The sequence below is a fragment of the Arthrobacter sp. TJ-254 genome, from assembly GCF_058269175.1.
This window is the reverse complement of sequence record NZ_JBZCNF010000005.1, coordinates 345,750-369,487: the sequence shown is the minus strand read 5'-3', so window position 1 is coordinate 369,487 and position 23,738 is coordinate 345,750. Positions and strand designations below refer to the sequence as shown.

Genomic DNA, 23,738 nt, shown 5'->3' with positions numbered 1-23,738 from the left:
CAAGCGTTATCGAACCCAACTCTAATCGCACCTGTTGCCCAGCAGAGCCGGATGCCGACGACGCCGTCGGTGGGCGTGGGTACGATGATCAGGTGTTGTCCGAACCTGAGAGCCAGCGCGCCCCAGGCGGCGAAAGCGCCATCCTGCATATCGACATGGATGCCTTCTATGTATCAGTCGAGCTGTTGAGCCGCCCCGAGCTCCGCGGAAAGCCGGTGATCGTCGGCTCGCCATCCGGGCGTTCGGTTGTGCTGTCGGCCTCCTATGAGGCTCGCAGGTTCGGGGTGAGGTCCGCGATGCCCATGGCCGTCGCGATGCGGCGGTGCCCGGCCGCCGTCGTGGTCGAGCCGCACCATCGGCGCTACGCCGAGGTCTCGGCGGGTGTCATGGAGATCTTCCGGCAGGTTACGCCCGAAGTCGAGCAGTTGAGTGTCGACGAAGCGTTCCTCGATGTCTCGGGATCGCTGCGCCGGCTAGGCGGGCCCCGGGTGATCGGGGAGCAGGTGCGTGAAGAGATTCACCGCTCACTCGGAATCACGGCCAGCGTGGGGGCTGCGACAACCAAGTTCGTTGCGAAGATCGCCTCAACCCGGGCCAAGCCCGATGGACTGCTGCTGATCCCTGAATCCGAGACCGTCGCCTTCCTCCACTCCCTTCCCGTCTCCGCCCTGTGGGGCGTCGGTGCCACAACCCAGGAGACGCTCGGCCGGCTGGGGATCCGGACGGTCGAGGACCTTGCGCACACCCCCGTCTCGGCCCTGCGGCGCCTTCTCGGCAGCACGGGCCAGCATGTCCATGACCTCGCCTGGGGGAGGGACCCGCGGAAGGTTGTTGTGTCGCGCAGGGAGAAGAGCATCGGTGCTGAGGAGACCTTCGCCGAGGACATTTCCGACACCGCCGTACTGCAGACCGAACTGCTGCGCCTTGCACACCGCACCGCCGTGCGGCTGCGCGCCTCGGGGGCCTCGGCCGGAGGGATAGCCCTGAAGGTGAGGTACGCCGACTTCTCGACGATCACCCGCTCCAAGAAGCTTGAGCAGCCGGTTGACAACGCCCACGCACTCTACGGTGCCGCAACATCGCTGCTCGTCGCCCTCGGCAACCGCCCCATGGCTGTCCGCCTGATCGGGCTTCGGGCCGAGCACCTCACGGAAGGCTCCGGCGCGCACCAGTTGACGATCGACCGCCAGGACGATAACTGGCGGACCGCCGAGGCGGCCCTCGATGAGGTCAACCGGAAATTCGGCGCGGCAAGCGTTCGGCCCGCCGGGCTGCTTCAGCCCCCGGACCGGCGGAAGGGTGTGCCTAACCGCACACCGGAGAAGCCCGTATTGTGACTTTCAAGTTGCTGCGCGGAGAACTACTCTTTATATAGGTCACTCAAGCGCGACGGTGCACCTGCCTTGACGACCGCCCTGATCCCCGTGCCCGGGGACGGTGCAAGGCGGAGTGTCCGGAGGGATGGGCGTGGCGCGGCGGATGGTGGGTAACGGGAACCACCAGGGCGCCGGGCTCGTTTGTTGGGTGAAGGAACGTTGGTACCCATTTCAAGGAGGCGGTCATGGCTCTCTCGGAACACGAGCAGAGGTTGCTTGATCAGCTCGAACAGCAGTTACACGCCGACGATCCCAAGTTCGCTCATTCGATGGCATCAAGTACCCGCCGATCAATGTCCACGCGCAGGCTGGTCATTGGGTCGCTCGTTACAATTGCCGGAATATTAGTGCTTCTTGCCGGAATCGGATATCAAATCATTGCTCTTGGTGTTGCGGGGTTCCTGATAATGGGCGCCGGAGTATATTTCGCGACCACCAAAGCCAAAACTTCAGAAAAAGGAACTGCGGCCGGCGCTCCGGCCAAACCGGCTTCCGCAGGCAAGAGCGGCTTCATGAGCAGCCTCGAAGACAAGTGGGACGAACGCAAGCGCGACCAGCCCTAGGGCGGCCAGTCCCGCCTCGGCCATCCCGGCCTAAAATTATTCGCGAAAGACCCGCAACTGCGGGTCTTTCGCCATTTAACGCGGTTTTCACGGGGTGGACCCGTCCCGGCAGCTCTCCAACCACCACTTCACGCGTTCCGCCTTCCGCCGGCTGCAGCCCGGCGGCGGGGTCCGCGACCGCCCCTGGTCTCCGCCGGAGAGGGCGACACGGCCGAAGTGGAGCGCGCTCCGGGCGTGGTGGATTGACTGTGGGGGGTTGTGGAGTAAAGTGGAGCGCATAAGAGCGAATCGGTAACGAACCGGCCTTCGCCCAATTCAGAACAGGCGGTGGGGGATGTTCCTCGGAACTCACACTCCCCGTTTGGATGAAAAGGGCAGGTTGATCCTTCCGGCCAAGTTCCGCGAGGAACTTTCCGCCGGACTGGTGCTGACCAGGGGGCAGGAACGGTGCATTTACGTTTTTAGTGCCAGTGAATTCGAGAAGGTCCACGAGCAAATGAGGACGGCCCCGATTTCCTCCCGGCAGGCACGGGACTACATCAGGGTTTTCCTTTCCGGTGCGTCGGATGAGGTGCCGGATAAGCAGGGGCGGATCACCATCCCGCCGGCTCTGCGCTCGTATGCCGGGCTCGACCGGGAACTCGCAGTGATCGGGGCGGGAAGCCGCGCCGAGATCTGGGATGCGGGTGCCTGGAACAGCTACCTGGAGGAGAAGGAAACCGCCTTCTCCGAAACGGACGAAGACGCGCTGCCCGGCATCTTCTAGGAGGTGCCGGTGAACACCGGCATCAGCCCAGGGGTGCCACAGCACAAACAAGAAACAGAACAACAAAGAAACAGAACAACAGAGAAACGGCGCCAAGAACTCCTGAGATGAGATCTCCAGCCGCCGGACGCGCTGATCCACCTGGCTCCACTTCCCCGGAGCCAGGCGGTGGTACGGACGGCCGGATGGGGATCTGATTTCAGGATCTCCTCCAGCGTCAGCTCAACAGAACCGGAAACCAGCACGAATACCCCCTCGTTCGGTGGCGGGTAGGCAGACCCACGCAGGAAGGAGACCGTGCATGAGTGATGAGCGCCCGACCGGCGAACGGCACGTCCCGGTCCTGCGTGAACGCTCTGTTGCACTCCTTGCCCCAGCAGTCCTCTCCGCCCAGGGCGCCGGCCGCCGTCCCGTTGTCATCGACGCCACCCTGGGAATGGGCGGACATTCCGAAACGATGCTCGAAGCCTTCCCGTCCCTCCACCTTGTCGGCATCGACCGCGATCCGCAGGCGCTGCGCCTCGCCGGTGCACGGCTCCAGCCCTTCGACGAACGCCTCGACCTCGTGCACGCCGTGTACGACGAAATCGAGGACGTGCTCGACGATCTCGGCGTTGATGCGGTCGACGGCGTCCTCTTCGACCTCGGCGTATCCTCCCTGCAGCTCGATGAACGCGAGCGGGGATTTGCCTACTCCTACGACGCGCCCCTTGACATGCGCATGGACACCAGCCGCGGGGTGACCGCGGCGCACGTGGTCAACACCTACTCCGAGGAAGACCTGGTGCGGATCATCCGTGCCTGGGGTGAGGAGAAGTTCGCCGGCCGCATCTCCTCGGCGATCGTCGAAGCGCGCCGCAGCTCCCCAATCACCACAACCGGCGAGCTCGTCGAGGTCATCCGCGGGGTCGTCCCGGCGGGTGCGGCACGCACCGGCGGACACCCGGCCAAACGCACCTTCCAGGCGCTGCGCATCGAAGTGAATGAGGAGCTGACCGTCCTCACGCGCGCCGTGCCGGCCGCCATCAACGCCTTGGCCGTCGGAGGGCGGATCGTTGCGCTGTCCTACCACTCGCTCGAGGACAAGATCGTCAAGGCCGCATTTGCGCGCGGCACCAAGTCCTCGGCGCCGCTCGGGTTCCCAGTGGAGCTCGAGGAACACAAGCCTTACCTGCGATCCCTGACCAAAGGCACCGAGGCGCCAACGGAGCAGGAAATCCAGGAAAACCCCCGGGCGGCCTCCGCCAAGCTGCGGGCAGTCGAAAAAATCCAGGCAATCCCAACGAACAGGAAAGCACAATGAGCCAGGCACTGAGCGCGGATACTCTGTCCTTCGACGCGACCTCCGGCAGCAGTGCCCTCAGTATTTCCCCCGTCAGGCGTGCCCAGCCGCAACGCAGCCCCGGTGAGCGGACCCGCACTCCGCTCTCGGTCGTACCCGCAAGGGCGGCCCGGCGCCGGGTTCCCTTCGTTGTCTTCAGCTTCGTCGTCCTGGTCGCCGCGCTGGTGACGGTCCTGATCCTGAACATCTCCGTCTCAAGCGCACAGTACGAACTTGTCCAGCTGCGCGGCAAGCAGGTCGCCCTGACCCAGGAAAACGAAGCACTGGTTCAGCGGCTCGAGGACGTCGCCGCCCCGCAGAACCTCGCTGCCGAGGCGACGAAACTCGGCATGGTGGCGTCCCCGACTTTCGGAACGATTGACGTAGATTCTTTGAAGGTCACGGGGAGCCCCGAAGCTGCGAAGGAGGGAAGCAAGCCGCTGGCTCTGATCGCGGCTCCAGAGGTAGTCACGGCGGAAGACGTGCAGGCCCTCCAGCCGGCGCCGCCCGCCGCACCCGCCCCGGAGGCACCGGCCGAGGCTGCGGCTGATGCTCCGGCGGCCGCCGCAGCGGAACCCGCCGAGGCAACCGAGCCGCGCGACCGTCCGGCGGCTGCCGCACCGGATTCCGGTGCAGCAGCGCGCAAGGCACAGGAGGCCGCCGCACGCGGGGCGGCCGACAAGCCGGTGCAGGGCCTTGCGGGCGGAACCATCCCGGGTCCGCAGCAGATTCAGACGAACCGGTAGGCCGGGGCAGTCTGGCTGCCTTCCGCTACATACCGTTCGATCTGACTGACAAGGAACTCCAGTGTCCCACCCCACCGCCGGAAGCCAGGATGCCAGAAGAGTCGCCCTCGGATCCCGGCGCCTGCGCGTAGGCCTCGCCTTCGTCCTGGTGCTCCTGATGGTCCTCGGAGTGCGCCTGTTCCAGCTGCAGGCCCTCGACCTCGACGGGCTGGCCCAGGCCGGGCTCTCCAAACGGCTCACGACCATCCCGGTCCAGCCGGTGCGCGGCTCGATCCTCGACACGAACGGCAAGTACTTCGCCCGCAGTGTCGAGCGGTTCGACATCGTCGTGGACCAGCGCCTGAGCGGCGGGGAGACCTTCGACCGCTACAACGAGGAGCTGGGGGAGCGGGAGTTCGACATCCCGGTCGACAAGGGTTTCCAGGAGCTCTCCGCGGTGCTCGGCATCGACGCCGAGACGCTGAAATCCTCGATCCTCGGCGACAAGAGTTTCAACTATGTGGCGCGCACCGTCACGCCCGATGTGAAGAACCGGGCCCTCGCGGTGGGCCTCCCGGGCGTCTACGCCGACGCGACAAGCGTCCGCACCTACCCGGCAGGCCCGGTGGCAGGGTCGATCATCGGCTATGTCGGGCCCGACGGCGTGGCACGCGAAGGCCTCGAGCTGTCCCTCATGGACGAGCTGACCGGAACCGCCGGCAGCAAGACCTATGAAATCGGCGGCGACGGAATCCGCATCCCCTACGCGACAAACGAGGACGTTCCCGCGGTCGACGGCCAGTCGGTGCGCCTGACGATCGACCAGGACCTGCAGTGGTTCGCCCAGCAGACGATCGCCTCCCAGGTGAAGGAATACAACGCCGAGTGGGGGAACATCGTTGTCGTCGAAGCCAAGACCGGCAACATCCGGGCCCTGGCCGAGTCGACGACACCGGACCCGAACAACCCCGGCCAGACGGCGCCGAAGTTCCGCAGCCCGCTGTCGGTCACGGCCTCCTTCGAGCCCGGTTCGACGACCAAGCTCATCACCATGGCCGCGGCGCTCGAGCAGGGGCTGATCGAGCCCACATCGCGGTTCGAGATACCTCCGCTGTACACGATTGACAATCAGACCTTCAAGGACGCCTTCGACCACGGAACCGAACACCGGACGGCCGCGGGAATCTTTGCCCGGTCCATGAACACCGGAACCGTGAAGATCGGTGAAAAGCTCACCAAGCAGGAGCGCTATGACTGGCTCCGGAAGTTCGGAATCGGCGAAGTGCCGGGGACCGGGATCAGCGGGGAGTCACCGGGCATCCTCGCCAAACCCGAAACCTGGGACGAGCGGCAGCAGTACACGGTGCTCTTCGGGCAGGGCCTGGCCCAGACCGCCCTCCACACGGCGATGGTCTACCAGACCGTCGCCAACAACGGGGTGCGCCTGCAGCCGCGGCTTATCGACGCGTTCATCGACCCCGACGGCACCGAGCACAAGGTTCCGGCCGGCAAGGCCACCAAGGTGGTCTCCGAGCCGACGGCCAAGAAGCTCCAGAAATTGCTTGAGACGACCGCCGTGGAGGGCTCCGGCAAGTCCGGCGCCCTCGAGCAGTACCGCGTCGGATCGAAGACCGGCACGGCCGAGGCGCCCGGCGCGAACGGCGGCTACGACGGATACACTCTGTCCTACGCCGGAATCGCGCCGATCGAGGATCCCGAATACGTTGTGGTCGTGACGCTGCAGCGTCCGAAGGGGGACCTCTACTACCTGATTCCGGGGGAGTCGTTCCAGAAAGTCATGAAGCAGGTCCTGAACTCCAACAACGTTCCACCCTCTACAGGTAAGCCAGAAACTTACCCGGTTGAGTACTGAATCCGGGAGAAAACCGAAGTGTCAATCAACATGGCCTCAAGCGCCGCCGGCCTTGAGATGAGGCCCACGCGCGTTGCGCCGGTCTCCCTCCGCGATGCCATCCTCTGCCTCGGCGCGGACCTGCAGGACATCACCCTCGACGGGGCCCCCGCGGCAACCGCGGCGGAGGCCGGCATCGCCCTCACCGGGGTTGCCGTCGACTCGCGCACGGTGCTGCCCGGTGACCTCTACATCGCCGTCCCCGGCGCCCAGCGCCACGGAGCCGACTTCGCAGCGCAGGCCGTTGCCCGCGGTGCGGTCGCGGTGCTGACCGACGCCGAGGGTGCGGCCCGGCTGGAAGGGGCGCGGGCCGCCGTCAACGTTCCGGTGTTCCAGGCGCACTCGGCCCGGCGCCTCGTCGGCCCGCTGTCGGCGGCCGTCTTCGACAGCCAGCCGGTGCAGTCGGAGCGGCCCGTGCTGTTCGGGGTGACCGGCACTAACGGCAAGACCACGACCACCTACTTCATCAACTCCCTCCTGCGCGCCCTCGACCGCTCGACCGGGCTGATTGGCACCATCGAGATCCTCGCCGGCGCCGAGGCGATTCCCAGCACGCTGACCACCCCCGAATCCCCGCAGGTCCACTCCCTGCTCGCCCTGATGCGCGAACGGGGGCTATCCGCCGCCGCAATGGAGGTCTCCTCCCACGCACTTGAGTTCGGCAGGGTGGACGGGGTCCGTTTCGACGTCGCGGGATTCACCAACCTCACCCAGGACCATCTCGACCTTCACGGCGACATGGACTCCTACTTCGCGGTCAAGGCAGGGCTGTTCTCCGGCGACCGGACCGGCACCAGTGTCGTCACCGTCGACGACGCGTGGGGCCAGCGCATGGCGGCCGCCGCGACCGGGCGCGTCCTGACCCTGAGCACCGAAACGGAGGCAGCCGGCGGGCAGCCTGCCGCCGACTGGCAGGTCAGCCGCGTGCAGGCCGAAGGCCTCGGCCACCGGTTCGCGCTGTCCGGGCCGAACGGGCAGGAGCTTTTCCTTTCCACTGGACTTCCGGGAACCTTCAACGTGTCCAATGCCGCGCTTGCCGCGGTGATGGTCCTGGCTTCGGGAGTTTCCGTCGAAGCCGTGCAGCGCGCAGCCGACGCCTCGAATCCGTTCACCGTCAGCGTGCCCGGCAGGATGCAGCTGATCAGCGAGCGCCCGACCTCGATCGTCGATTTCGCCCACAACCCCGATGCCCTTATCCGCACCCTGCAGGCGGTCCGCCGCCCGGAGCCGGGCTCGCGGGTGATCGTGGTGTTCGGGGCGACGGGCCAGCGCGATGAGACAAAGCGCCCGATCATGGGGGCCGTGGCCGCCCGGCTCGCCGACGTCGTCATTGTCACCGATGACGATCCGCACGACGAGGACGAGGCTGTGATCCGCCGCGGCGTCCTGGATGGCGCCCTGGCCGCCGTGCGTGCCGAGAACCTGAAAAGCGAGATCCTCGAGGTCCATCCCCGCGCCGAAGCGATCGACAACGCCGTCGCCATCGCCGCGCCCCAGGACACCGTGCTCGTGGCCGGGCGCGGCCATGAGGTATGGCAGGAGGTCAAGGGGGTCAACCTTGCCCTGGATGACCGCGTGGAGCTCGCCGCCGCTTTGACAAGGCACGGATTCTCTGTGCCCGGCGTTGCCGCGATAGAGTCCTAGACCGTCATGATTGAATTCAGCGCAGCCGAAATCGCGGCAATAACGGGTGGCCAGCTTTCGAGCGGTGCCCGGGACACTCCGGACCTGACCGTCACCTCGGCCGCCACGGATTCCCGGGAGTCGGTTCCAGGGGGTCTGTTCATCGCCAAGCCCGGCGAGGTCTCGGACGGGCACCTCTTCGTCGGCCAGGCCTTCGCCAACGGGGCCGTCCTCGCCCTCACCGAACGCCCCGTCGATGACTCCGGCTCCGGCGGTCCCGGGAAGGACTTCCCGGCCGTCATCGTCCCCGACGCCGTGCTGGCCATGGGCCTGCTCGCCGCGGAGGCCGTGCGGCGCCTGCGCGCCAACGCCCCGCTGACGGTCATCGGGATCACCGGGTCGGCCGGAAAGACAACAACCAAGGACCTGCTCGCCGGACTGCTCGGTCCGTTTGGACCAACCGTCGCGCCCACCGGCTCCTACAACGGCGAAGTGGGTGTTCCGCTCACCGTCTTCAAGGCCGGCTACGGAACCCGCTACCTCGTCATCGAAATGGGCGCCACAAAACCGGGCCACATCCGCTACCTGGCGGACATGGTAAGACCGGACATCGGGGTGGTGCTCGGCGTCGGATCGGCCCACGCCGGCGAATTCGGCGGCGTCGAAAACATCGCCAAAGCCAAGGGCGAACTGCTCGAAGCCCTCGCCCCCGAGGGCACGGCGGTCATCAACGCCGACGACGAACGGGTGCTTGCGATGCGCGCCCGCACCGGCGCACGGAAGCTCTACTTCACCTCCTCCACTGACTTTTCCGCATCGGACGGGGCCGCCCTCGCGGCACGCAACGGCACCACAACGGCGGAGGGACACCCTGAGTTCACCCTCGAACTGCCCGACGGCAGCCAGCATCCGGTTCTCTCGCCGCTGATCGGGCTCCACCACATCACGAACCTGCTCGCCGCCGCCGCGGTGGGCTGGGCGGTCGGGGTTCCGGGGGAGCGCATCGCCGAGGCCCTGCGCAGCCAGAAGGCCCAGAGCCGGTGGCGCATGGAACGCACCGAGCGCCCCGACGGGGTCACCGTCATCAACGATGCCTACAACGCGAACCCGGAGTCCATGCGCGCAGCGCTGCGGACCCTCGCCGAGCTGGGGGCTGGACACCGCAGGACCTGGGCGGTGCTCGGCGAAATGCTCGAACTGGGGGAGTCCTCGATCGACGAGCACGACCGCCTGGGCCGCGTCGTCGTCCGGCTGAACATCTCCAAACTGATCGTGGTCGGCGACAACACCCGCGCCCTCTACAACGGCGCCGTGCTCGAGGGCTCGTGGGGCGACGAAGTCGTGCACGTGCCCGACGCCGAGGCTGCCGAGCGCATCCTGCGGGCGGAGCTCGCTCCGGGGGACATCGTGCTGTTCAAGTCCTCGAACGGGGCGGGGCTGCGCCACCTGGGGGATCGGATAGCATTGCTCCCTGACGCCCACCCGTCACCGGGCGGAACGCCCCCGCAGCCAGCGGACCAAGCTCAGCCTGCGGCACCCAGCCAGGGCGATTCAACTCTCCGAAGGGGCCCGCAGCTGTGATCGCTCTCCTGATCGGTTCTGCCTCCGCGCTGTTTTTCGCGCTGGTGGGCACTCCGGTCTTCATTAAGTTCCTCGTGCACAAGGGCTACGGCCAGTTCATCCGCGACGACGGTCCCACGGCGCACCACACCAAGCGCGGCACCCCCACCATGGGCGGCGCGGTCATCGTGGGCTCGGTCCTGCTCTCCTACTTCCTGACCCACCTGATCATGGGGATGCTCGACGGCACCGGCGGGCCGACCGTCTCGGGTCTTCTCCTGCTGCTCCTGATGGCGGGAATGGGCCTTGTTGGGTTCTTCGACGACTACATCAAGATCTCCAAGCAGCGCAGCCTCGGCCTGAGCGCCGCCGCCAAGATCACCGGGCAGTCCCTTGTCGGCATCCTCTTCGCCGTGCTCGCCCTGCAGTTCCCGAACAGCCAGGGGCGCACGCCGGCGTCGACAGCCATTTCGTTCATCCGCGACACCTCCCTCGACTTCGCCTTCGCGGGCACTCTCGTCGGCGCGATCCTCTTTGTCCTGTGGTCGAACCTGATCATCACCGCCGCAACCAACGGGGTGAACCTCACCGACGGGCTCGACGGCCTTGCCGCCGGTGCGTCGATTCTCATCTTCGCCGCCTACATGCTCATGGGCATCTGGCAGTCGAACCAGAGCTGCGGGTCGCTCGCGGTGCCCGGGAACGTCTGCTACGAGGTCCGGGATCCCCTGGACCTCGCCCTGATTGCGGGGGCCATGTGCGGGGCCCTGGTCGGGTTCCTCTGGTGGAACACCTCCCCGGCGAAGATCTTCATGGGCGACACCGGCTCCCTGGCCATCGGCGGCGCCATCGCCGGGTTCGCCATCCTCTCCCGGACCCAGCTGCTGCTGGTCATCATGGCGGGCCTGTTCGTGCTGATCACCCTCTCGGTCATCATCCAGGTGGGGTACTTCAAGGCGACCGGCGGCAAGCGGGTCTTCAAGATGGCCCCGCTGCAGCACCACTTCGAACTCACAGGTTGGGCGGAGGTCACGGTCGTGGTGCGCTTCTGGATCCTCGGCGGGCTCTTCGTGGCCGTGGCCCTTGGAATCTTCTACGCGGAATGGGTGGTGGGCTGATGGCCGGCATGCACCGGGCACCGTCCCGGCTCGACACCCTCACCACCTGGGACGCCGACTGGAGCGGGCTGCGCGTCGCCGTTGCGGGCCTTGGCTCCACCGGCTTCTCCGCGGCCGACACCCTCGTGGAGCTCGGCGCCGACGTCGTCGTCGTCGACGCCTCCGACTCCGAAGCGAACCGCGCGAAGGCCGACACGCTGCGGATCGTGGGCGTCCGCGATGTGCTGCTCGGCGAAGCAGCCGCGGCCGAGGTGCCCCACATCGGCGGAGCCCGGCCGGAACTGATCATCGCCTCCCCGGGCTGGAGCCCCGCCCAGCCGCTGCTGGCGGCCGCCGCCGCGGCGGACATCCCCATCTGGGGCGACGTCGAACTGGCCTGGCGGGTGCGGATCCGTGAGGGCCGCCCCACCGCGGAATGGCTGACGATCACCGGCACCAACGGCAAGACAACAACCGTCGGCCTGACCGAATCGATGCTGCTTGCGGCGGGCAAGCGTGCAGTGGCCGCCGGGAACGTCGGCACCCCGATCCTCGACGTGATCCGCGACCCGCAGGGCTTCGACTTCCTCGCGGTGGAGCTCTCCAGCTTCCAGCTGCACTGGACCGAATCGCTCTCACCCCTGGCAAGCGTGTGCCTCAACATCGCCGAAGACCACGTCGACTGGCACGGCAGCTACGAGGCGTATGCAGCGGCGAAGGCCAAGGTGTACGAGGGAACGAAGATCGCCTGCGTCTATAACGCCGAGCAGCCCGAGACGGAGCGGATGGTCGAAGAAGCCGACGTCGTCGAAGGGTGCAGGGCCATCGGATTCACCACCGGAACACCCGCGGTGAGCATGATGGGCGTCGTCGAGGACCTCCTTGTCGACCGCGCGTTCATCGAGCAGCGCAAGGACTCGGCAGCCGAGCTCGCATCGGTGCGCGAACTGGGCGACGTCGTTCCCCGCCACCTCGTGGCGAACGCCCTGGCGGCCGCGGCCCTCGTGCGTGCCGCCGGGATTCCCGCGTCGGCCGTCCGCGAGGGGATCCGCACCTACCAGCCCGGCGCGCACCGCATCCAGGCCGTCACCTCGCGCGGCGGCGTCCTCTGGGTCAACGACTCCAAGGCAACGAACCCGCACGCCGCTGCCGCCTCGCTGTCCGCCTTCAAGTCAGTCATCTGGATTGCCGGAGGGCTGTCAAAGGGCGTCAGCTACGACGAACTCGTGCGCGGGCACGCCGGCCGGCTGAAGGCGGTGGTGCTCCTCGGCGAGGACACAGCGCCCCTCGCCGACGCGCTGCGCCGACACGCTCCCAATGTGCCGGTGATCCTTCCGGCCACCGGTCACACTGGAACAGGGCAGCCAGCAGGCGGCTCCGCCGATCCCAGCGGTGACGCCGTCATGGCACGTGCCGTCGCCGAAGCGGCGCGGCTGGCCAGCGACGGAGACACCGTCCTCATGGCACCGGCGGCCGCCTCAATGGATCAGTTTTCCTCATACGCCCACCGGGGTGACTCCTTCATCGAGGCAGTCCGCGCGGTCGTGGAGGGGCAGGCGAAGACCGCGAAGGAGTTCTAGATGGCGACAACGCCAACCCGCCCCACCGGGCGGAAGCCGGCCCGGCCGCGGGCAGCCGGCGGCGGAAGGCCATCGCCGGCCGGCGGGCAGGCCGTCCTCGACGGTGAAGCAGTCCCGGCGCCGGCCGGCGGCACAAACGGAGCCGACCGCCGCGAACCGGAGCACCACGGACTGCTCGGCACGGCCCGGCGCGGCTGGAAGTTCCTCGAGGGCACCGGGCGCATGCCAACCGGTGCCACCTACTACCTGATTCTCGGTTCCGCGCTTGCCCTGACCGCCATCGGCCTGCTCATGGTGCTCTCCGCCTCTTCAGTCGAGGCGATCTCCGAGGGCAAGGAGGAATTCGACCTCTTCCTCAAGCAGTCGGTCTGGGCCGCCGGCGGGCTGGTCCTGATGTTCCTCCTTTCAAGGCTTGGCCCCCGCGTCTACAAGATGCTTGCCTGGCCGGGACTTGCCACTGCTGTCGTGCTCCTGGTGCTCGTGCTGGTGATCGGCGTGAACATCAACGGCAACCAGAACTGGATCATGATCGGCAACCAGTCGTTCCAGCCCTCGGAGCCGGCGAAGCTCGCACTGGCGCTGTGGTTCGCCACAGTCCTCGAGCGCAAGAAGGGCCTGATCCGGAACTGGAAGCACGCGCTCATTCCGGTGGTGCCGCTGGGCGGCCTTCCCATCCTGCTCGTGCTCCTTGGAGGCGACCTCGGCACCGGCATGATCCTGATGATGGTGATGGCCGCGGCCCTGTTCTTCGCCGGGGCGCCGCTGAAGATGTTCACGCTCGCCGGTGTTGTCGGAACCCTTGTCGCCGTCCTGATGGTCTTCACCAGCTCCAACCGCGGCGGGCGCATCAGCGCCTGGCTGCGGCTGAACTGCAACGACGGCGCCGACCTGTGCCTCCAGTCCGACAACGGCCTGTTCGCGATGGCCTCCGGCGGCCTGTTCGGCGTCGGGATCGGCCAGAGCCGCCAGAAATGGAACTGGATCCCCGAAGCGCACAACGACTTCATCTTCGCGATCATCGGCGAGGAGTTCGGCCTCATCGGGGCCGGCGTCGTCGTCGCACTGTTCGGCATCCTCGCCGTGGCAACCATCCAGGTCGCGATGCGCTACAGCGATCCCTTCGTACGCATCCTGATGGGCTCGATCCTTGTCTGGATCATCGGGCAGGCGTTCGTGAACATCGGCATGGTCACCGGACTGCTCCCCGTCATCGGGGTTCCGCTGCCGTTCATCTCCTACGGAGGTTCGGCGCTGACGTTCACCCTCGGGGCCATCGGCGTCCTCCTGTCCTTCGCCCGCAAAACGCCAATGATCCCCGACAAGCCCGAAAGAGACCCAGCAGCTCCATGAAATCGCCCTCACCGCTTTCCGCCGTCCTGGCCGGCGGAGGCACGGCCGGACACATCAGTCCGCTGCTGGCCATCGCCAACGCCATCACCGAGCGGGACCCCTCCGCAACCATCCTCGCGGTGGGCACCGAAGCGGGAATGGAGACCCGCCTCGTCCCGGCGGCCGGGTACAAACTTGCGACAATCGACAGGGTCCCCATGCCCCGCCGGCCCTCAACCGACGCCATCAAGCTGCCCTACAGGCTCCTGCGGGCCGTCCGCCAGGCCCTCGGGATCCTTGCATCGGCACGGCCCGACGTCGTGGTCGGCGTTGGCGGCTACGTCTCGACGCCGCTCTACCTCGCAGCGTGGCTGCGCCGGGTGCCCGTCGTGATCCACGAGGCAAACGCCCGCCCCGGGCTGGCCAACAGACTCGGCGCGCGGATCGCCCACACCGTGGCCGTCGCCTTCCAGGGAACCCCCCTGCGCAAGGCCCAGTGGGTCGGCATGCCGATGCGGCGGGAGATCTCCGGCCTCGACCGGGCTGCGGCGCGCGAGGCGGCCCGGCGCGCCCTGGGACTTCACCCGGAGCGCCCCACGCTCATCGTCACCGGCGGATCCTCCGGCGCGGCAAGCATCAACCGTGCGACCGCCGACGCCGCCCCCGGCCTCTGCGCCGCCGGCGTCCAGATCCTCCACATCACCGGGCGCGGGAAGTCCGTCAAGGACGACGACGGCGCGAGCCTGAGTGTTCCCGGATACCACCAGGTGGAATTCGTTGACGGTATGGAAAACGTCTACGCGGCGGCCGACCTGCTGCTCGCACGCGCGGGCGCGGCCACCGTCTGCGAGGTCAGCGCCGTTGGCCTTCCGTCAATCCTGGTGCCCCTGCCCCACGGCAACGGCGAGCAGCGGCTCAACGCCGAAGGCCTCGTGGCGGCCGGGGGAGCGCTGCTCGTCGACGACACGGCGCTGAACGGGCAATGGCTCAGCACCGAGGTGCCGCGCCTGCTGCTCGCCCCCGAGGCCCTTGAGGCAATGGGCCGCGCCGCGGCGCAGCAGGGCGTGCGCGATGCGGATCAGCGCATGGCGGCACTGGTGATCGAGGCGGCGGGACGCACAGCATGACGGCACAGAACGAAGCACCGGGCGGCACTGGGGCACCCTCGGCGGGTGGCGCCGGACGGGTGCACTTCATCGGACTCGGCGGGGCGGGAATGTCGGCCGTGGCGCGGATCCTTCTCGGCCAGGGCATCCCCGTGTCCGGTTCCGACGCCGCCGACTCCAAGGCGCTCCGCGCCCTGGCCGCGCTCGGAGCCACCGTCTCCGTGGGGCACAGCGCCAGCAATGTCGAGGGTGCCGGCACGGTGGTGATCTCCTCGGCAATCCGTCCCGAGAACCCGGAGCTCCTCGAGGCACGCCGGCGTTCACTGACGATCTCGCACCGGTCCGAGGCGCTTGCGGCGGCGATGGCCGGCCAGACCGTCATCGCTGTGGCGGGCACCCACGGCAAGACCACCACGACCGCGATGATCACCGTGATGCTCTCGGCTGCCGGGCGCGACCCGTCCTTCGCCATCGGCGGGGATGTCGCAGCCCTCGGCGTGAACGCCCGCTGGTCCGGAGGAGACGTGTTCGTTGCCGAGGCCGACGAGTCGGACGGCTCGTTCCTGAACTACAGCCCGCAGATCGCGGTCGTCACCAACGTCGAAGCCGACCACCTCGACCACTACGGGACGGCCGCGGCGGTCACCGCCGTCTTCGAGCAGTTCGCCGGGCTCCTTCCCGACGACGGCGTCCTCGTCGCCTGCGCCGACGACCCGGGCGCCGCCGCGCTCGTTGCCGCCGCCGGCGAAGGCCGGCGGGTGCGCACCTACGGGTATTCGGAAACAGCCGACATCCACATCGGCTCAACCCGCGCCGTGGGCAGCACCTCGAACAGCGTCCTGTCCTTCGCCGTCGACGGGCTTGACGCCCAGCAGGAACTGCAGCTCAGTGTTCCGGGCCGGTACAACATCCTCAACGCCGCTGCGGCATTCGCCGTCGGCCTCGAACTCGGCGTCGACCCCGCCGTTGCCGCCGAAGGGCTTGCCTCATTCTCCGGTGCGGCGCGCCGCTTCGAGACCCGGGGAACCGGAGACGGCGTGAGGGTCTTCGATGACTACGCGCACCATCCCACCGAAGTCCACGCGGCGCTGACCGCTGCCCGGACTGTCGCAGGCGGGAACGCGGTCCACGTGCTTTTCCAGCCCCACCTCTTCTCCCGCACCCGCGAGTTCGCTGAGGGCTTTGCCGCGGCGCTCGACCTCGCCGACTCGGCGACCGTCCTGCCGATCTACGCCGCCCGCGAAGATCCGGTTCCGGGCGTGACGAGCGCGCTGATCACTGACCGGCTGAACCGTCCCGGCGGCTACGTCGAGGACCGGGAGGCCGCCGTGCGCTCGGTGGCCGGGCGTGCCCGGCCCGGTGACATCATCCTGACCGTTGGTGCCGGCGACGTCACCGCGCTCGCCACCGACCTGGTCAACCTGCTTTCGGCCCGCGCCGGGGAGGAACGGGACGGCCGTGACAGCTAAGACTCCCGGCGGGCACGGGGGCGGTCCGGTCCCGGGCATCCGGGCCACCTCGGAGAAGGTCACCCTGCTGGCGGGCCCGGCCCACGACACCGCATCCGCAACGGTCCTCGAGTTCCCCGAGCCGCCGCGCAGGCGCAGGCGCCGGATTTTCCTGCTGACGGCAGCGGGCCTGCTGCTGCTTGTCGGCGGGCTCCTTGCCTACCTCGTCTTCTCGCCGGCCCTGGCGCTGAAGGAACTGAGGGTCCAGGGGAACTCACTCGTGTCCACCGCTACCGTCACCGGCGCGCTGGAGCCCCTGCATGGCCAGTCCCTGACCTCGATCTCCGACGACGACGCGCGGCAACTCCTCTCCGGGCAGACGGCCGTGGAGGACGTATCGGTTGCAGCCGAGCCGCCGTCGACGCTTGTTGTGACAGTCAAGGAGCGGGTGCCCGTGGCGGTCCTGCAGAACGGCAAGGGGTTTGTGCTCATCGACTCCGAAGGGCGCGCGCTGAAGAAGGTCAAGGACCGCAAGACCGTCAAGCTTCCCCTCATCGACGGCGGGTCCGAAGCGGTCAACTCCGAGGTCTTCTCATCGATCACGGCGGTTCTGGGGGACCTGCCGCCCAGCATCCTTGCACGGCTCAACCACGCCTCCGCCAAGAGCGTCGACTCGGTCAGGCTCTCGCTGACCGGGAACCAGAAGATTTTCTGGGGGAGCGCGGACAGCAATGCCGCGAAGGCCCGGGTGCTCGAGGCGCTGCTCCGGGCGCCGGCCACCACCCCGCCGGTCAAGGAGTTCGACGTGAGCGCGCCGGACCGTCCGGTCACGCGGTGAGCGGGGCACGGCGAAGCACCAATAAGGCTTTAACGAAAGAAACAAGGCGACACGCGGCACCGGTCATTGCAGTTGGCTTCCGGTGCCCATAGCGTCTCAAGTAGGAGTTACTTGACATAACATTAACTCTCAACCAGAGGGTTAACGTTTGCCGGGTGAAGGTTGACACCGGTTTCGGCCGGATGGACCCAAGACAGTGCACAGATTCGAACAAGGGACACAGGACGTGGCAGCACCGCAGAATTACTTGGCCGTCATCAAGGTCGTCGGCATCGGCGGGGGCGGCGTAAACGCCATCAACCGGATGATCGAGGTGGGACTCCGCGGCGTGGAGTTCATCGCTATCAACACCGACGCGCAGGCGCTGCTGATGAGCGACGCCGATGTGAAGCTCGACGTCGGCCGGGAACTTACCCGCGGTCTTGGCGCCGGCGCCGATCCGGAGGTCGGCCGCCGGGCCGCAGAGGACCACTCCGAGGAGATCGAAGAGGTGCTGCGCGGCGCTGACATGGTCTTCGTGACCGCAGGCGAGGGCGGCGGCACCGGCACCGGCGGCGCGCCCGTCGTTGCCCGCATCGCGCGGTCCCTCGGCGCGCTGACCATCGGCGTCGTCACCAGGCCGTTCACCTTCGAAGGCCGCCGCAGGTCCAACCAGGCCGAATCCGGCATCGATACGCTGCGTGACGAAGTCGACACCCTCATCGTGATCCCCAACGACCGGCTGCTGTCGATCAGCGACCGCAACGTGTCGATGCTCGACGCGTTCCGCTCGGCCGACCAGGTGCTGCTCTCGGGTGTCCAGGGCATCACCGACCTGATCACCACCCCCGGCCTGATCAACCTCGACTTCGCCGACGTCAAGTCCGTCATGCAGGGTGCGGGCTCGGCCCTCATGGGCATCGGTTCGGCACGCGGCGAAGACCGCGCCGTCAAGGCCGCCGAACTCGCCATTGCCTCGCCGCTGCTTGAAGCCTCGATCGACGGCGCCCACGGCGTTCTGCTCTCCATCCAGGGCGGATCTGACCTCGGCCTCTTCGAGATCAACGAAGCCGCGCGCCTGGTCCAGGAAGTGGCACACCCCGAAGCGAACATCATCTTCGGTGCGGTGATCGACGACGCCCTCGGCGACGAGGCGCGGGTCACGGTCATCGCCGCCGGCTTCGATCAGGTCGATGCAACAAGCCAGCCGGCGGTTCCCGCGGTCAAGCCCGCCGCGGCGCCGACTGTCGGAAGCGACTCCGGACGCCCGGTACAGTCGGCGCCGGCCTCCGCCGGGCTCGGCACCTGGTCGCAGCAGCGCTACCAGCAGTCGAACGCTGTGCCCGCCGACGCCGGATTCGACGTCGACCTCCCCGCGGTGGTCGAGCCCGATCTCTCAAGCGGGCGCTCGGACGACCTCGATGTGCCGGACTTCCTGAAGTAGCGGAACCGCCGGCGCGAAGAATGTTCTTGTGGCGCGGCGACGTGCGGCCCGGGCTGCACGTCGCCTTCACTGATGTCGGGGCGGGAAACCTCTCACTCTCCGTGGGCGACCGGGCGAGTGCCGCGGCCAGCCGCGAGCGGCTTGAGCGCTTCATCGGCGTGCCCGAGGGCGGCCTGAGGTTCATGAGCCAGATCCATTCGAATATCGTTGCCGAAACCGGCGGCTCCGCCGGACCCGGCCGTGCCGGTGGGCCTCCTGAAGCGGACGCCCTGGTGAGCCCGGACGGAACAGAACCCCTTGCCGTGCTCGTCGCCGACTGCGTGCCGGTGGTCCTTGCCGATCCGGACGGGCGGGCTACCGCCGTCGTCCATGCCGGACGAAAGGGCGTCCAGCTCGGGATTGTCGCCAACGCCGTGGGACGCCTCCGTGCCCGCGGGGCCGGGGACCTCGCGGCGTGGATCGGCCCCGCCGTCTGCGGAGCCTGCTATGAGGTGCCCCAGGACATGGCCGACGAAGTTTCGGCCCTTGTGCCGGCGGCACGCTCCACGACCCGGAGGGGAACCGCGGGCCTCGACCTTCCCGCCGCGGTGCGGGCGCAGCTGCAGGCGGAGGGCGTCGTCGTGGAGAGCCCGATCCCGACCGCCGCAGGCTGCACCTTCGAGAACGCCAAGCTCTACTCGCACCGGCGCGAGCCCGGCGCCGGCCGCATCGCAGGGCTGGTGTGGCGCTCGTGAGCGGTGCCGATCCCGCAGCCGACCCGGGCGCCCGGGCCGCCGTCCTCGCCGAGCGCCTTGCAGCGGTGCGCAGGCGGATCACGGAGGCGTGCGCCGCCGCCGGACGGCGGACGCAGCCCGAGCTGATCGTTGTCACCAAGTTCTTCCCGGCTTCCGACGTCCGTGCCCTCTATGAGCTCGGGATCCGGGACGTCGGGGAGAACCGCGACCAGGAGGCGGCGGCAAAGGCAGCTGAAACCGCCGACCTTCCCCTCAATTGGCATTTCATCGGCCAGCTCCAGAAGAACAAGGCCAAGTCGGTCATCCGTTACGCCGCGGCGGTCCACTCGGTGGACAGGGAACAGCTCATTACGGCGCTGGCCAACGCTGTGGCAGCCGACGCGGCCCGGCGGGCCGGCGCCGGGGAGCCTCCCCGAGCGCCGCTTGGCTGTTTCCTCCAGGTGGACCTCGATTCCCCGGCGGCTGGAACCTCCGGCAGGGGCGGCGCGGCACCCGCGGACGTCCCGGGCCTGGCCGCGGCCGTCGACGCCGCCGAGGGCCTTGAACTGAAAGGGGTGATGGCCGTGGCTCCCCTCTGCGGGGACCCGCACGAGGCCTTCGCCCGGCTCGCGCTCATTTCGGAACGGGTACGTGCAGCCCACCCCTCGGCTGCGGCGGTTTCCGCGGGGATGAGCGGCGACCTCGAGGCGGCCGTTGCGGCCGGCGCGACACACCTGCGGATTGGTTCTGATGTACTCGGTCCACGTCCGGCGTTGCGGTAGCGTCTCAGCTGGAACGGTAGTGCGACCCGCGCCGCGGAGGCGGGTTTCGGCTCCAGGTCTGACCACAGTTGTCCACTCTCTCAATGACAGGAGTTACCATGGCTGGCGCACTGCGCAAGACAATGATTTACCTTGGGCTCGCCGATGGTGACGAGCACTACGAGCCAGAGCCGAAAAGCTTGAACAGGAACGAGGATTACTCAGTGGATTATGACCGTGACGAGCGCCGCCCCGATCCCGCACCGGCCGCCAAGAGCGTACCCAGCGAGGAATACCGCGCCCCGGTCACCCCGATCAAGCGGGTACAGTCTCCACGAGAGGACGCCGCAGTCCTGCGCCAGATCACCACGGTCCACCCCCGCTCGTACAACGACGCCAAGGTGATCGGTGAGAGCTTCCGCGACGGCATCCCGGTGATCATGAACGTCACCGACATGGGGGAGTCCGACGCCAAGCGCCTCGTTGATTTCTCCGCCGGCCTCGTGTTCGGGCTCCACGGCAGCATCGAAAGGGTCACCAATAAGGTGTTCCTGCTGTCGCCGTCGTATATTGAAGTCCTGGGCGAAGACCAGAAGGCCAGCGAGGCGCAGACAAGTTTCTTCAACCAAAGCTGACACTGTCTGCCCGTCCGAGCCTGCCGCATCGATATAAGGCCCTAAGGACTGGAACGTGAGTTTGGTATTTGCCTTGATTTACCTGGTGTTAATGCTGTTTCAGGTGGCATTGATCATCAGGATTGTGTACGACGCCGTCCAGATTTTCGCCAGGGAGTGGCGCCCGCGGAAGCTCGCCCTCGTTGCGGCCACCGGCGTCTACGCCGTCACCGACCCGCCCATTCGTGCCCTGCGCCGGTTCATCCCGCCGCTGCGCATCGGCGGGGTGTCGCTTGACCTGGCCTTCCTCGTTTTGTTCATCGCCGTCGTGATCCTCATGGCGGTCTCCCAGGGCCTCGCAACACCGTAGCCCGACACCGTTTAGTCTTCGAGTCCTAAAAGATATACGCTGAATCACATATTGATGTGAATCACGTGGTTCATTTCCCAATTCGGTACCGCAGGCTTGGCTGCCTCACGGCAGGCCAGTCCTTTATCCACTATGAGGTGACCAGATGGCCCTGACGCCAGAAGATGTTGTCAACAAAAGGTTTCAGCCCACTAAGTTTCGTGAAGGCTACGACCAGGACGAGGTAGATGATTTCCTCGACGAGATCGTCGTCGAACTGCGCCGTCTGAACCAGGAAAACGAGGAACTGCGCCGCAAGCTCGCCGAGGCACCCTCGGGCATGTCGCAGAACACTGCGGTTCCCGCCCCTGTCGCGGCCAGCACCAAGACCGAAGAGGTCCGGGAAGAAGAGAAGCCCGAGCCCGTCAAGGTCGAGGCCAAGGCCGACGACGCCGCTTCAGTGCCTGCAACTGTCGTCTCCCCGGCACCGGCCGGCGCCGGATCCGCGGAATCCGCAGCGGGTGTCCTCGCCATGGCGCAGCGCCTTCACGACGAATACGTCAACGCGGGCGTGGAGCAGCGCGACAAGATCATTGCCGAAGCGCAGATCGAGGCAAGCAGCCTCGTCAACGACGCCCAGAACAAGAGCCGCAAGGTCCTCGGCGCCCTGGAGCAGCAGAAGACAGTGCTCGAGCGCAAGGTTGAGCAGCTCCGCAGCTTCGAGCGGGACTACCGCTCACGCCTTAAGGCCTACATCGAGGGCCAGCTGCGCGACCTCGATTCGCGCGGTTCGGTGGCTTCCGAAACCGCCGACGCCTAAGCGGATCTGACTGGCCCGCCGGCGGGGTTCCCCGACGGCGGAGCGGAAACGGTACCGGATGAAGGCCGGCCGACGGGGGAACCCGGCGGCCGGCCTTTGCCGTAACGTTGGAAACGATAAATCAACATCCACCGCGTACATGCCGCCGCCGTGCGGAAGCATATGCACCAGGCACGAAAGCACTATGAGCGAGCACATCCCGGCAGACGGAACCCAGGCGGGGCAGAAGCGGTCAGACCGCAGCGCAGCCACGCACAGCAAGCGGCTCAGGGCCCGCTACGCGGTCCTGCTGTGCCTGTGCACCCTCACCGCATACATCTTCGACCAGCTGACCAAGGCATGGGTTGTCGCATCGATGACCGAGGGTCAGGTGACGGAGGTGCTGCCGCCGCTGCTCAACTGGCACTTCATCCGCAACCCCGGCGCCGCGTTCTCCATCGGCACCAACGTCACCTGGCTGTTCACGATCGTCATGGTGCTTGTCTCGGCCGCGATCATCTCGCAGATCCGCAAGGTCGCCTCCTGGGGCTGGGCCGTCGCGCTCGGCCTTGTCCTCGGGGGAGCGCTGGGCAACCTGACCGACAGGATCTTCCGCGAACCGTCCTTCGGGCAGGGTCACGTTGTCGACTTCATCGCCCTGCCCAACTTCGCCATCTTCAACATCGCCGACTCCGCCGTCGTCAGCGGCGTAATCCTGATCTGCCTGCTGACCCTCCGCGGCATCGGCATGGACGGCCGGCGCAGCAACGACCAGGCCGAAGCGGCCGACGGCACCGCGACGGGCACAGCCACCGGCCCCGGGACGGGCACAACGGAGGGCCCGGATGAGCGCTGACGCCAAACAGGGCAAGCCGGCAGTGTTCACCGTCCCCGACGATCTCGCCGGTTCCCGCACCGACGCCGCGCTTGCCCGGCTCGCCGGCGTGTCCCGGTCCGTGGCCGCCGCTTGGGCCGCCGACGGGAGGGTGAGCCGCAGCGGTGAAACCCTGGCCAAGGCCGACCGCGTGAGCGCCGGCGCCGAACTCTCCGTCGTCGTCCCCGACCCGACCGACCCGCTGCGGGTGATTCCGGAAGCGGTCGAAGGCATGGGCATCCTCCTTGACGACGACGACTTCGTTGTCGTCGACAAGCCCGTAGGTGTTGCCGCCCATCCCTCTCCGGGCTGGGTGGGCCCCACCGTCGTCGGCGCACTGGCCGCTGCAGGCTTCCGGATCTCAACCTCCGGCGCACCGGAGCGCGCGGGCATCGTCCACCGGCTCGACGTCGGCACCTCCGGCGCAATGGTCGTCGCGAAGACCGAACCCGCCTACACCGCCCTGAAGCGCGCCTTCAAGGAGCGCACTGTGGGCAAGGTCTACCACGCCGTCGTGCAGGGCCTGCCCGACCCGCTCGAAGGCACGATCGACGCCCCCATCGGACGGCACCCGGCGCACGACTGGCGCTTCGCCGTTCTGGAGGACGGGCGTCCCTCGATCACCCACTACCAGGTGCTTGAGGCGTTCGGCCGGGCGAGCCTTGTCGAGGTCCACCTCGAAACCGGCAGGACCCACCAGATCCGCGTCCACTTCTCCGCCCTGCGCCACCCCTGCGTGGGCGATCTCACCTACGGCGCCGACCCGCGCCTCGCCGCGGAACTCGGGCTGACCCGGCAGTGGCTGCACGCCCACCGGCTCAGCTTCGAGCACCCGCGCACCGGGGAGCCCGTGGTGTGTGAGAGCCCTTATCCGCTCGACCTCGCCTATGCGCTCGGGGCGCTTTCCGGCGGCCGCGACTAACACGCCAGGGACGGCCGTGGGGCTCCGGGGAACCCGGCT

General features: G+C 67.6%; 22 protein-coding genes. All 22 read left to right on the top strand.

Going from position 1 to position 23,738, the window contains the following annotated elements; all coding sequences use genetic code 11:
- Nucleotides 1-95: 95 nt before the first annotated feature.
- The 22 genes from dinB (at nucleotide 96) to AC4D14_RS15945 (ending at nucleotide 23,699) form a co-directional block, all read left to right on the top strand.
- Nucleotides 96-1,337: a DNA polymerase IV gene (gene dinB / locus AC4D14_RS16050; protein ID WP_490903705.1), complete on the top strand. Its 1,242-nt coding sequence runs from the start codon at nucleotides 96-98 to the stop codon at nucleotides 1,335-1,337.
- A 224-nt stretch (nucleotides 1,338-1,561) separates the two neighbouring features.
- Nucleotides 1,562-1,939 carry an SCO2097 family morphological protein gene (locus AC4D14_RS16045; RefSeq protein ID WP_490903647.1) on the top strand — a complete coding sequence of 126 codons (378 nt, stop codon included), beginning with the start codon at nucleotides 1,562-1,564 and terminating at the stop codon, nucleotides 1,937-1,939.
- A gap of 334 nt (nucleotides 1,940-2,273) precedes the next feature.
- Nucleotides 2,274-2,705, top strand: a complete 432-nt coding sequence (mraZ, locus tag AC4D14_RS16040; RefSeq protein WP_490903646.1) for a division/cell wall cluster transcriptional repressor MraZ — start codon at nucleotides 2,274-2,276, stop codon at nucleotides 2,703-2,705.
- Nucleotides 2,706-3,006: 301 nt separating this feature from the next.
- Complete coding sequence (rsmH, locus tag AC4D14_RS16035) at nucleotides 3,007-4,008, top strand: 16S rRNA (cytosine(1402)-N(4))-methyltransferase RsmH (RefSeq protein ID WP_490903645.1); 1,002 nt, start codon at nucleotides 3,007-3,009, stop codon at nucleotides 4,006-4,008.
- Nucleotides 4,005-4,772 carry a cell division protein FtsL gene (gene ftsL / locus AC4D14_RS16030; RefSeq protein ID WP_490903644.1) on the top strand — a complete coding sequence of 256 codons (768 nt, stop codon included), beginning with the start codon at nucleotides 4,005-4,007 and terminating at the stop codon, nucleotides 4,770-4,772. Before rsmH ends, ftsL begins: the two co-directional genes overlap by 4 nt.
- A gap of 61 nt (nucleotides 4,773-4,833) precedes the next feature.
- Nucleotides 4,834-6,624, top strand: a complete 1,791-nt coding sequence (locus tag AC4D14_RS16025) for a peptidoglycan D,D-transpeptidase FtsI family protein (protein ID WP_490903643.1) — start codon at nucleotides 4,834-4,836, stop codon at nucleotides 6,622-6,624.
- Between the two features lie 57 nt (nucleotides 6,625-6,681).
- Nucleotides 6,682-8,307 (top strand): UDP-N-acetylmuramoyl-L-alanyl-D-glutamate--2,6-diaminopimelate ligase, encoded by a 1,626-nt coding sequence (locus tag AC4D14_RS16020; RefSeq protein ID WP_490903704.1) that lies wholly within the window; start codon nucleotides 6,682-6,684, stop codon nucleotides 8,305-8,307.
- A gap of 6 nt (nucleotides 8,308-8,313) precedes the next feature.
- Entirely contained in the window at nucleotides 8,314-9,867 is a 1,554-nt protein-coding gene (locus AC4D14_RS16015) for a UDP-N-acetylmuramoyl-tripeptide--D-alanyl-D-alanine ligase (protein WP_490903642.1), read from the top strand.
- Nucleotides 9,864-10,964, top strand: a complete 1,101-nt coding sequence (gene mraY / locus AC4D14_RS16010) for a phospho-N-acetylmuramoyl-pentapeptide-transferase (protein ID WP_490903641.1) — start codon at nucleotides 9,864-9,866, stop codon at nucleotides 10,962-10,964. The genes AC4D14_RS16015 and mraY overlap by 4 nt, the downstream gene beginning before the upstream one ends.
- A complete protein-coding gene (gene murD / locus AC4D14_RS16005) occupies nucleotides 10,964-12,523 on the top strand; it encodes a UDP-N-acetylmuramoyl-L-alanine--D-glutamate ligase (RefSeq protein WP_490903640.1) in 1,560 nt (519 codons plus the stop codon). Before mraY ends, murD begins: the two co-directional genes overlap by 1 nt.
- Entirely contained in the window at nucleotides 12,524-13,873 is a 1,350-nt protein-coding gene (gene ftsW, locus AC4D14_RS16000) for a putative lipid II flippase FtsW (protein WP_490903639.1), read from the top strand.
- Nucleotides 13,870-14,979: an undecaprenyldiphospho-muramoylpentapeptide beta-N-acetylglucosaminyltransferase gene (murG, locus tag AC4D14_RS15995; protein WP_490903638.1), complete on the top strand. Its 1,110-nt coding sequence runs from the start codon at nucleotides 13,870-13,872 to the stop codon at nucleotides 14,977-14,979. Before ftsW ends, murG begins: the two co-directional genes overlap by 4 nt.
- Nucleotides 14,976-16,427 carry a UDP-N-acetylmuramate--L-alanine ligase gene (murC, locus tag AC4D14_RS15990; RefSeq protein ID WP_490903637.1) on the top strand — a complete coding sequence of 484 codons (1,452 nt, stop codon included), beginning with the start codon at nucleotides 14,976-14,978 and terminating at the stop codon, nucleotides 16,425-16,427. The genes murG and murC overlap by 4 nt, the downstream gene beginning before the upstream one ends.
- Nucleotides 16,417-17,244, top strand: coding sequence for a cell division protein FtsQ/DivIB (locus AC4D14_RS15985; protein WP_490903636.1), 828 nt, complete (start codon nucleotides 16,417-16,419; stop codon nucleotides 17,242-17,244). The genes murC and AC4D14_RS15985 overlap by 11 nt, the downstream gene beginning before the upstream one ends.
- A 226-nt stretch (nucleotides 17,245-17,470) precedes the next feature.
- The gene (gene ftsZ / locus AC4D14_RS15980; RefSeq protein ID WP_490903635.1) at nucleotides 17,471-18,667 is read left to right on the top strand and encodes a cell division protein FtsZ; all 1,197 of its coding nucleotides are present in this window, start codon (nucleotides 17,471-17,473) and stop codon (nucleotides 18,665-18,667) included.
- 20 nt (nucleotides 18,668-18,687) lie between these two features.
- Nucleotides 18,688-19,401: a purine nucleoside phosphorylase YfiH/LACC1 family protein gene (locus AC4D14_RS15975; RefSeq protein ID WP_490903634.1), complete on the top strand. Its 714-nt coding sequence runs from the start codon at nucleotides 18,688-18,690 to the stop codon at nucleotides 19,399-19,401.
- A complete protein-coding gene (locus AC4D14_RS15970; RefSeq protein WP_490903633.1) occupies nucleotides 19,398-20,162 on the top strand; it encodes a YggS family pyridoxal phosphate-dependent enzyme in 765 nt (254 codons plus the stop codon). Before AC4D14_RS15975 ends, AC4D14_RS15970 begins: the two co-directional genes overlap by 4 nt.
- A gap of 98 nt (nucleotides 20,163-20,260) precedes the next feature.
- Entirely contained in the window at nucleotides 20,261-20,776 is a 516-nt protein-coding gene (locus AC4D14_RS15965; protein WP_490903632.1) for a cell division protein SepF, read from the top strand.
- A 55-nt stretch (nucleotides 20,777-20,831) separates the two neighbouring features.
- Nucleotides 20,832-21,125 (top strand): YggT family protein, encoded by a 294-nt coding sequence (locus tag AC4D14_RS15960; protein WP_490903631.1) that lies wholly within the window; start codon nucleotides 20,832-20,834, stop codon nucleotides 21,123-21,125.
- A gap of 145 nt (nucleotides 21,126-21,270) precedes the next feature.
- Nucleotides 21,271-21,924 (top strand): DivIVA domain-containing protein, encoded by a 654-nt coding sequence (locus AC4D14_RS15955; RefSeq protein WP_490903630.1) that lies wholly within the window; start codon nucleotides 21,271-21,273, stop codon nucleotides 21,922-21,924.
- A gap of 184 nt (nucleotides 21,925-22,108) precedes the next feature.
- Nucleotides 22,109-22,759, top strand: coding sequence for a signal peptidase II (lspA, locus tag AC4D14_RS15950; protein WP_490903629.1), 651 nt, complete (start codon nucleotides 22,109-22,111; stop codon nucleotides 22,757-22,759).
- Nucleotides 22,749-23,699, top strand: coding sequence for an RluA family pseudouridine synthase (locus AC4D14_RS15945; RefSeq protein WP_490903628.1), 951 nt, complete (start codon nucleotides 22,749-22,751; stop codon nucleotides 23,697-23,699). Before lspA ends, AC4D14_RS15945 begins: the two co-directional genes overlap by 11 nt.
- Nucleotides 23,700-23,738: the final 39 nt, after the last annotated feature.

Bases quoted from the DNA above. Each gene is read 5' to 3' on its own strand.
- AC4D14_RS16045 (WP_490903647.1), top strand. From the start codon at position 1,562: ATGGCTCTCTCGGAACACGAGCAGAGGTTGCTTGATCAGCTCGAACAG.
- mraZ (WP_490903646.1), top strand. From the start codon at position 2,274: ATGTTCCTCGGAACTCACACTCCCCGTTTGGATGAAAAGGGCAGGTTG.
- rsmH (WP_490903645.1), top strand. From the start codon at position 3,007: ATGAGTGATGAGCGCCCGACCGGCGAACGGCACGTCCCGGTCCTGCGT.
- ftsL (WP_490903644.1), top strand. From the start codon at position 4,005: ATGAGCCAGGCACTGAGCGCGGATACTCTGTCCTTCGACGCGACCTCC.
- AC4D14_RS16020 (WP_490903704.1), top strand. From the start codon at position 6,682: ATGAGGCCCACGCGCGTTGCGCCGGTCTCCCTCCGCGATGCCATCCTC.
- AC4D14_RS16015 (WP_490903642.1), top strand. From the start codon at position 8,314: ATGATTGAATTCAGCGCAGCCGAAATCGCGGCAATAACGGGTGGCCAG.
- murD (WP_490903640.1), top strand. From the start codon at position 10,964: ATGGCCGGCATGCACCGGGCACCGTCCCGGCTCGACACCCTCACCACC.
- ftsW (WP_490903639.1), top strand. From the start codon at position 12,524: ATGGCGACAACGCCAACCCGCCCCACCGGGCGGAAGCCGGCCCGGCCG.
- murG (WP_490903638.1), top strand. From the start codon at position 13,870: ATGAAATCGCCCTCACCGCTTTCCGCCGTCCTGGCCGGCGGAGGCACG.
- murC (WP_490903637.1), top strand. From the start codon at position 14,976: ATGACGGCACAGAACGAAGCACCGGGCGGCACTGGGGCACCCTCGGCG.
- AC4D14_RS15975 (WP_490903634.1), top strand. From the start codon at position 18,688: ATGTTCTTGTGGCGCGGCGACGTGCGGCCCGGGCTGCACGTCGCCTTC.
- AC4D14_RS15965 (WP_490903632.1), top strand. From the start codon at position 20,261: ATGGCTGGCGCACTGCGCAAGACAATGATTTACCTTGGGCTCGCCGAT.
- AC4D14_RS15955 (WP_490903630.1), top strand. From the start codon at position 21,271: ATGGCCCTGACGCCAGAAGATGTTGTCAACAAAAGGTTTCAGCCCACT.
- lspA (WP_490903629.1), top strand. From the start codon at position 22,109: ATGAGCGAGCACATCCCGGCAGACGGAACCCAGGCGGGGCAGAAGCGG.
- AC4D14_RS15945 (WP_490903628.1), top strand. From the start codon at position 22,749: ATGAGCGCTGACGCCAAACAGGGCAAGCCGGCAGTGTTCACCGTCCCC.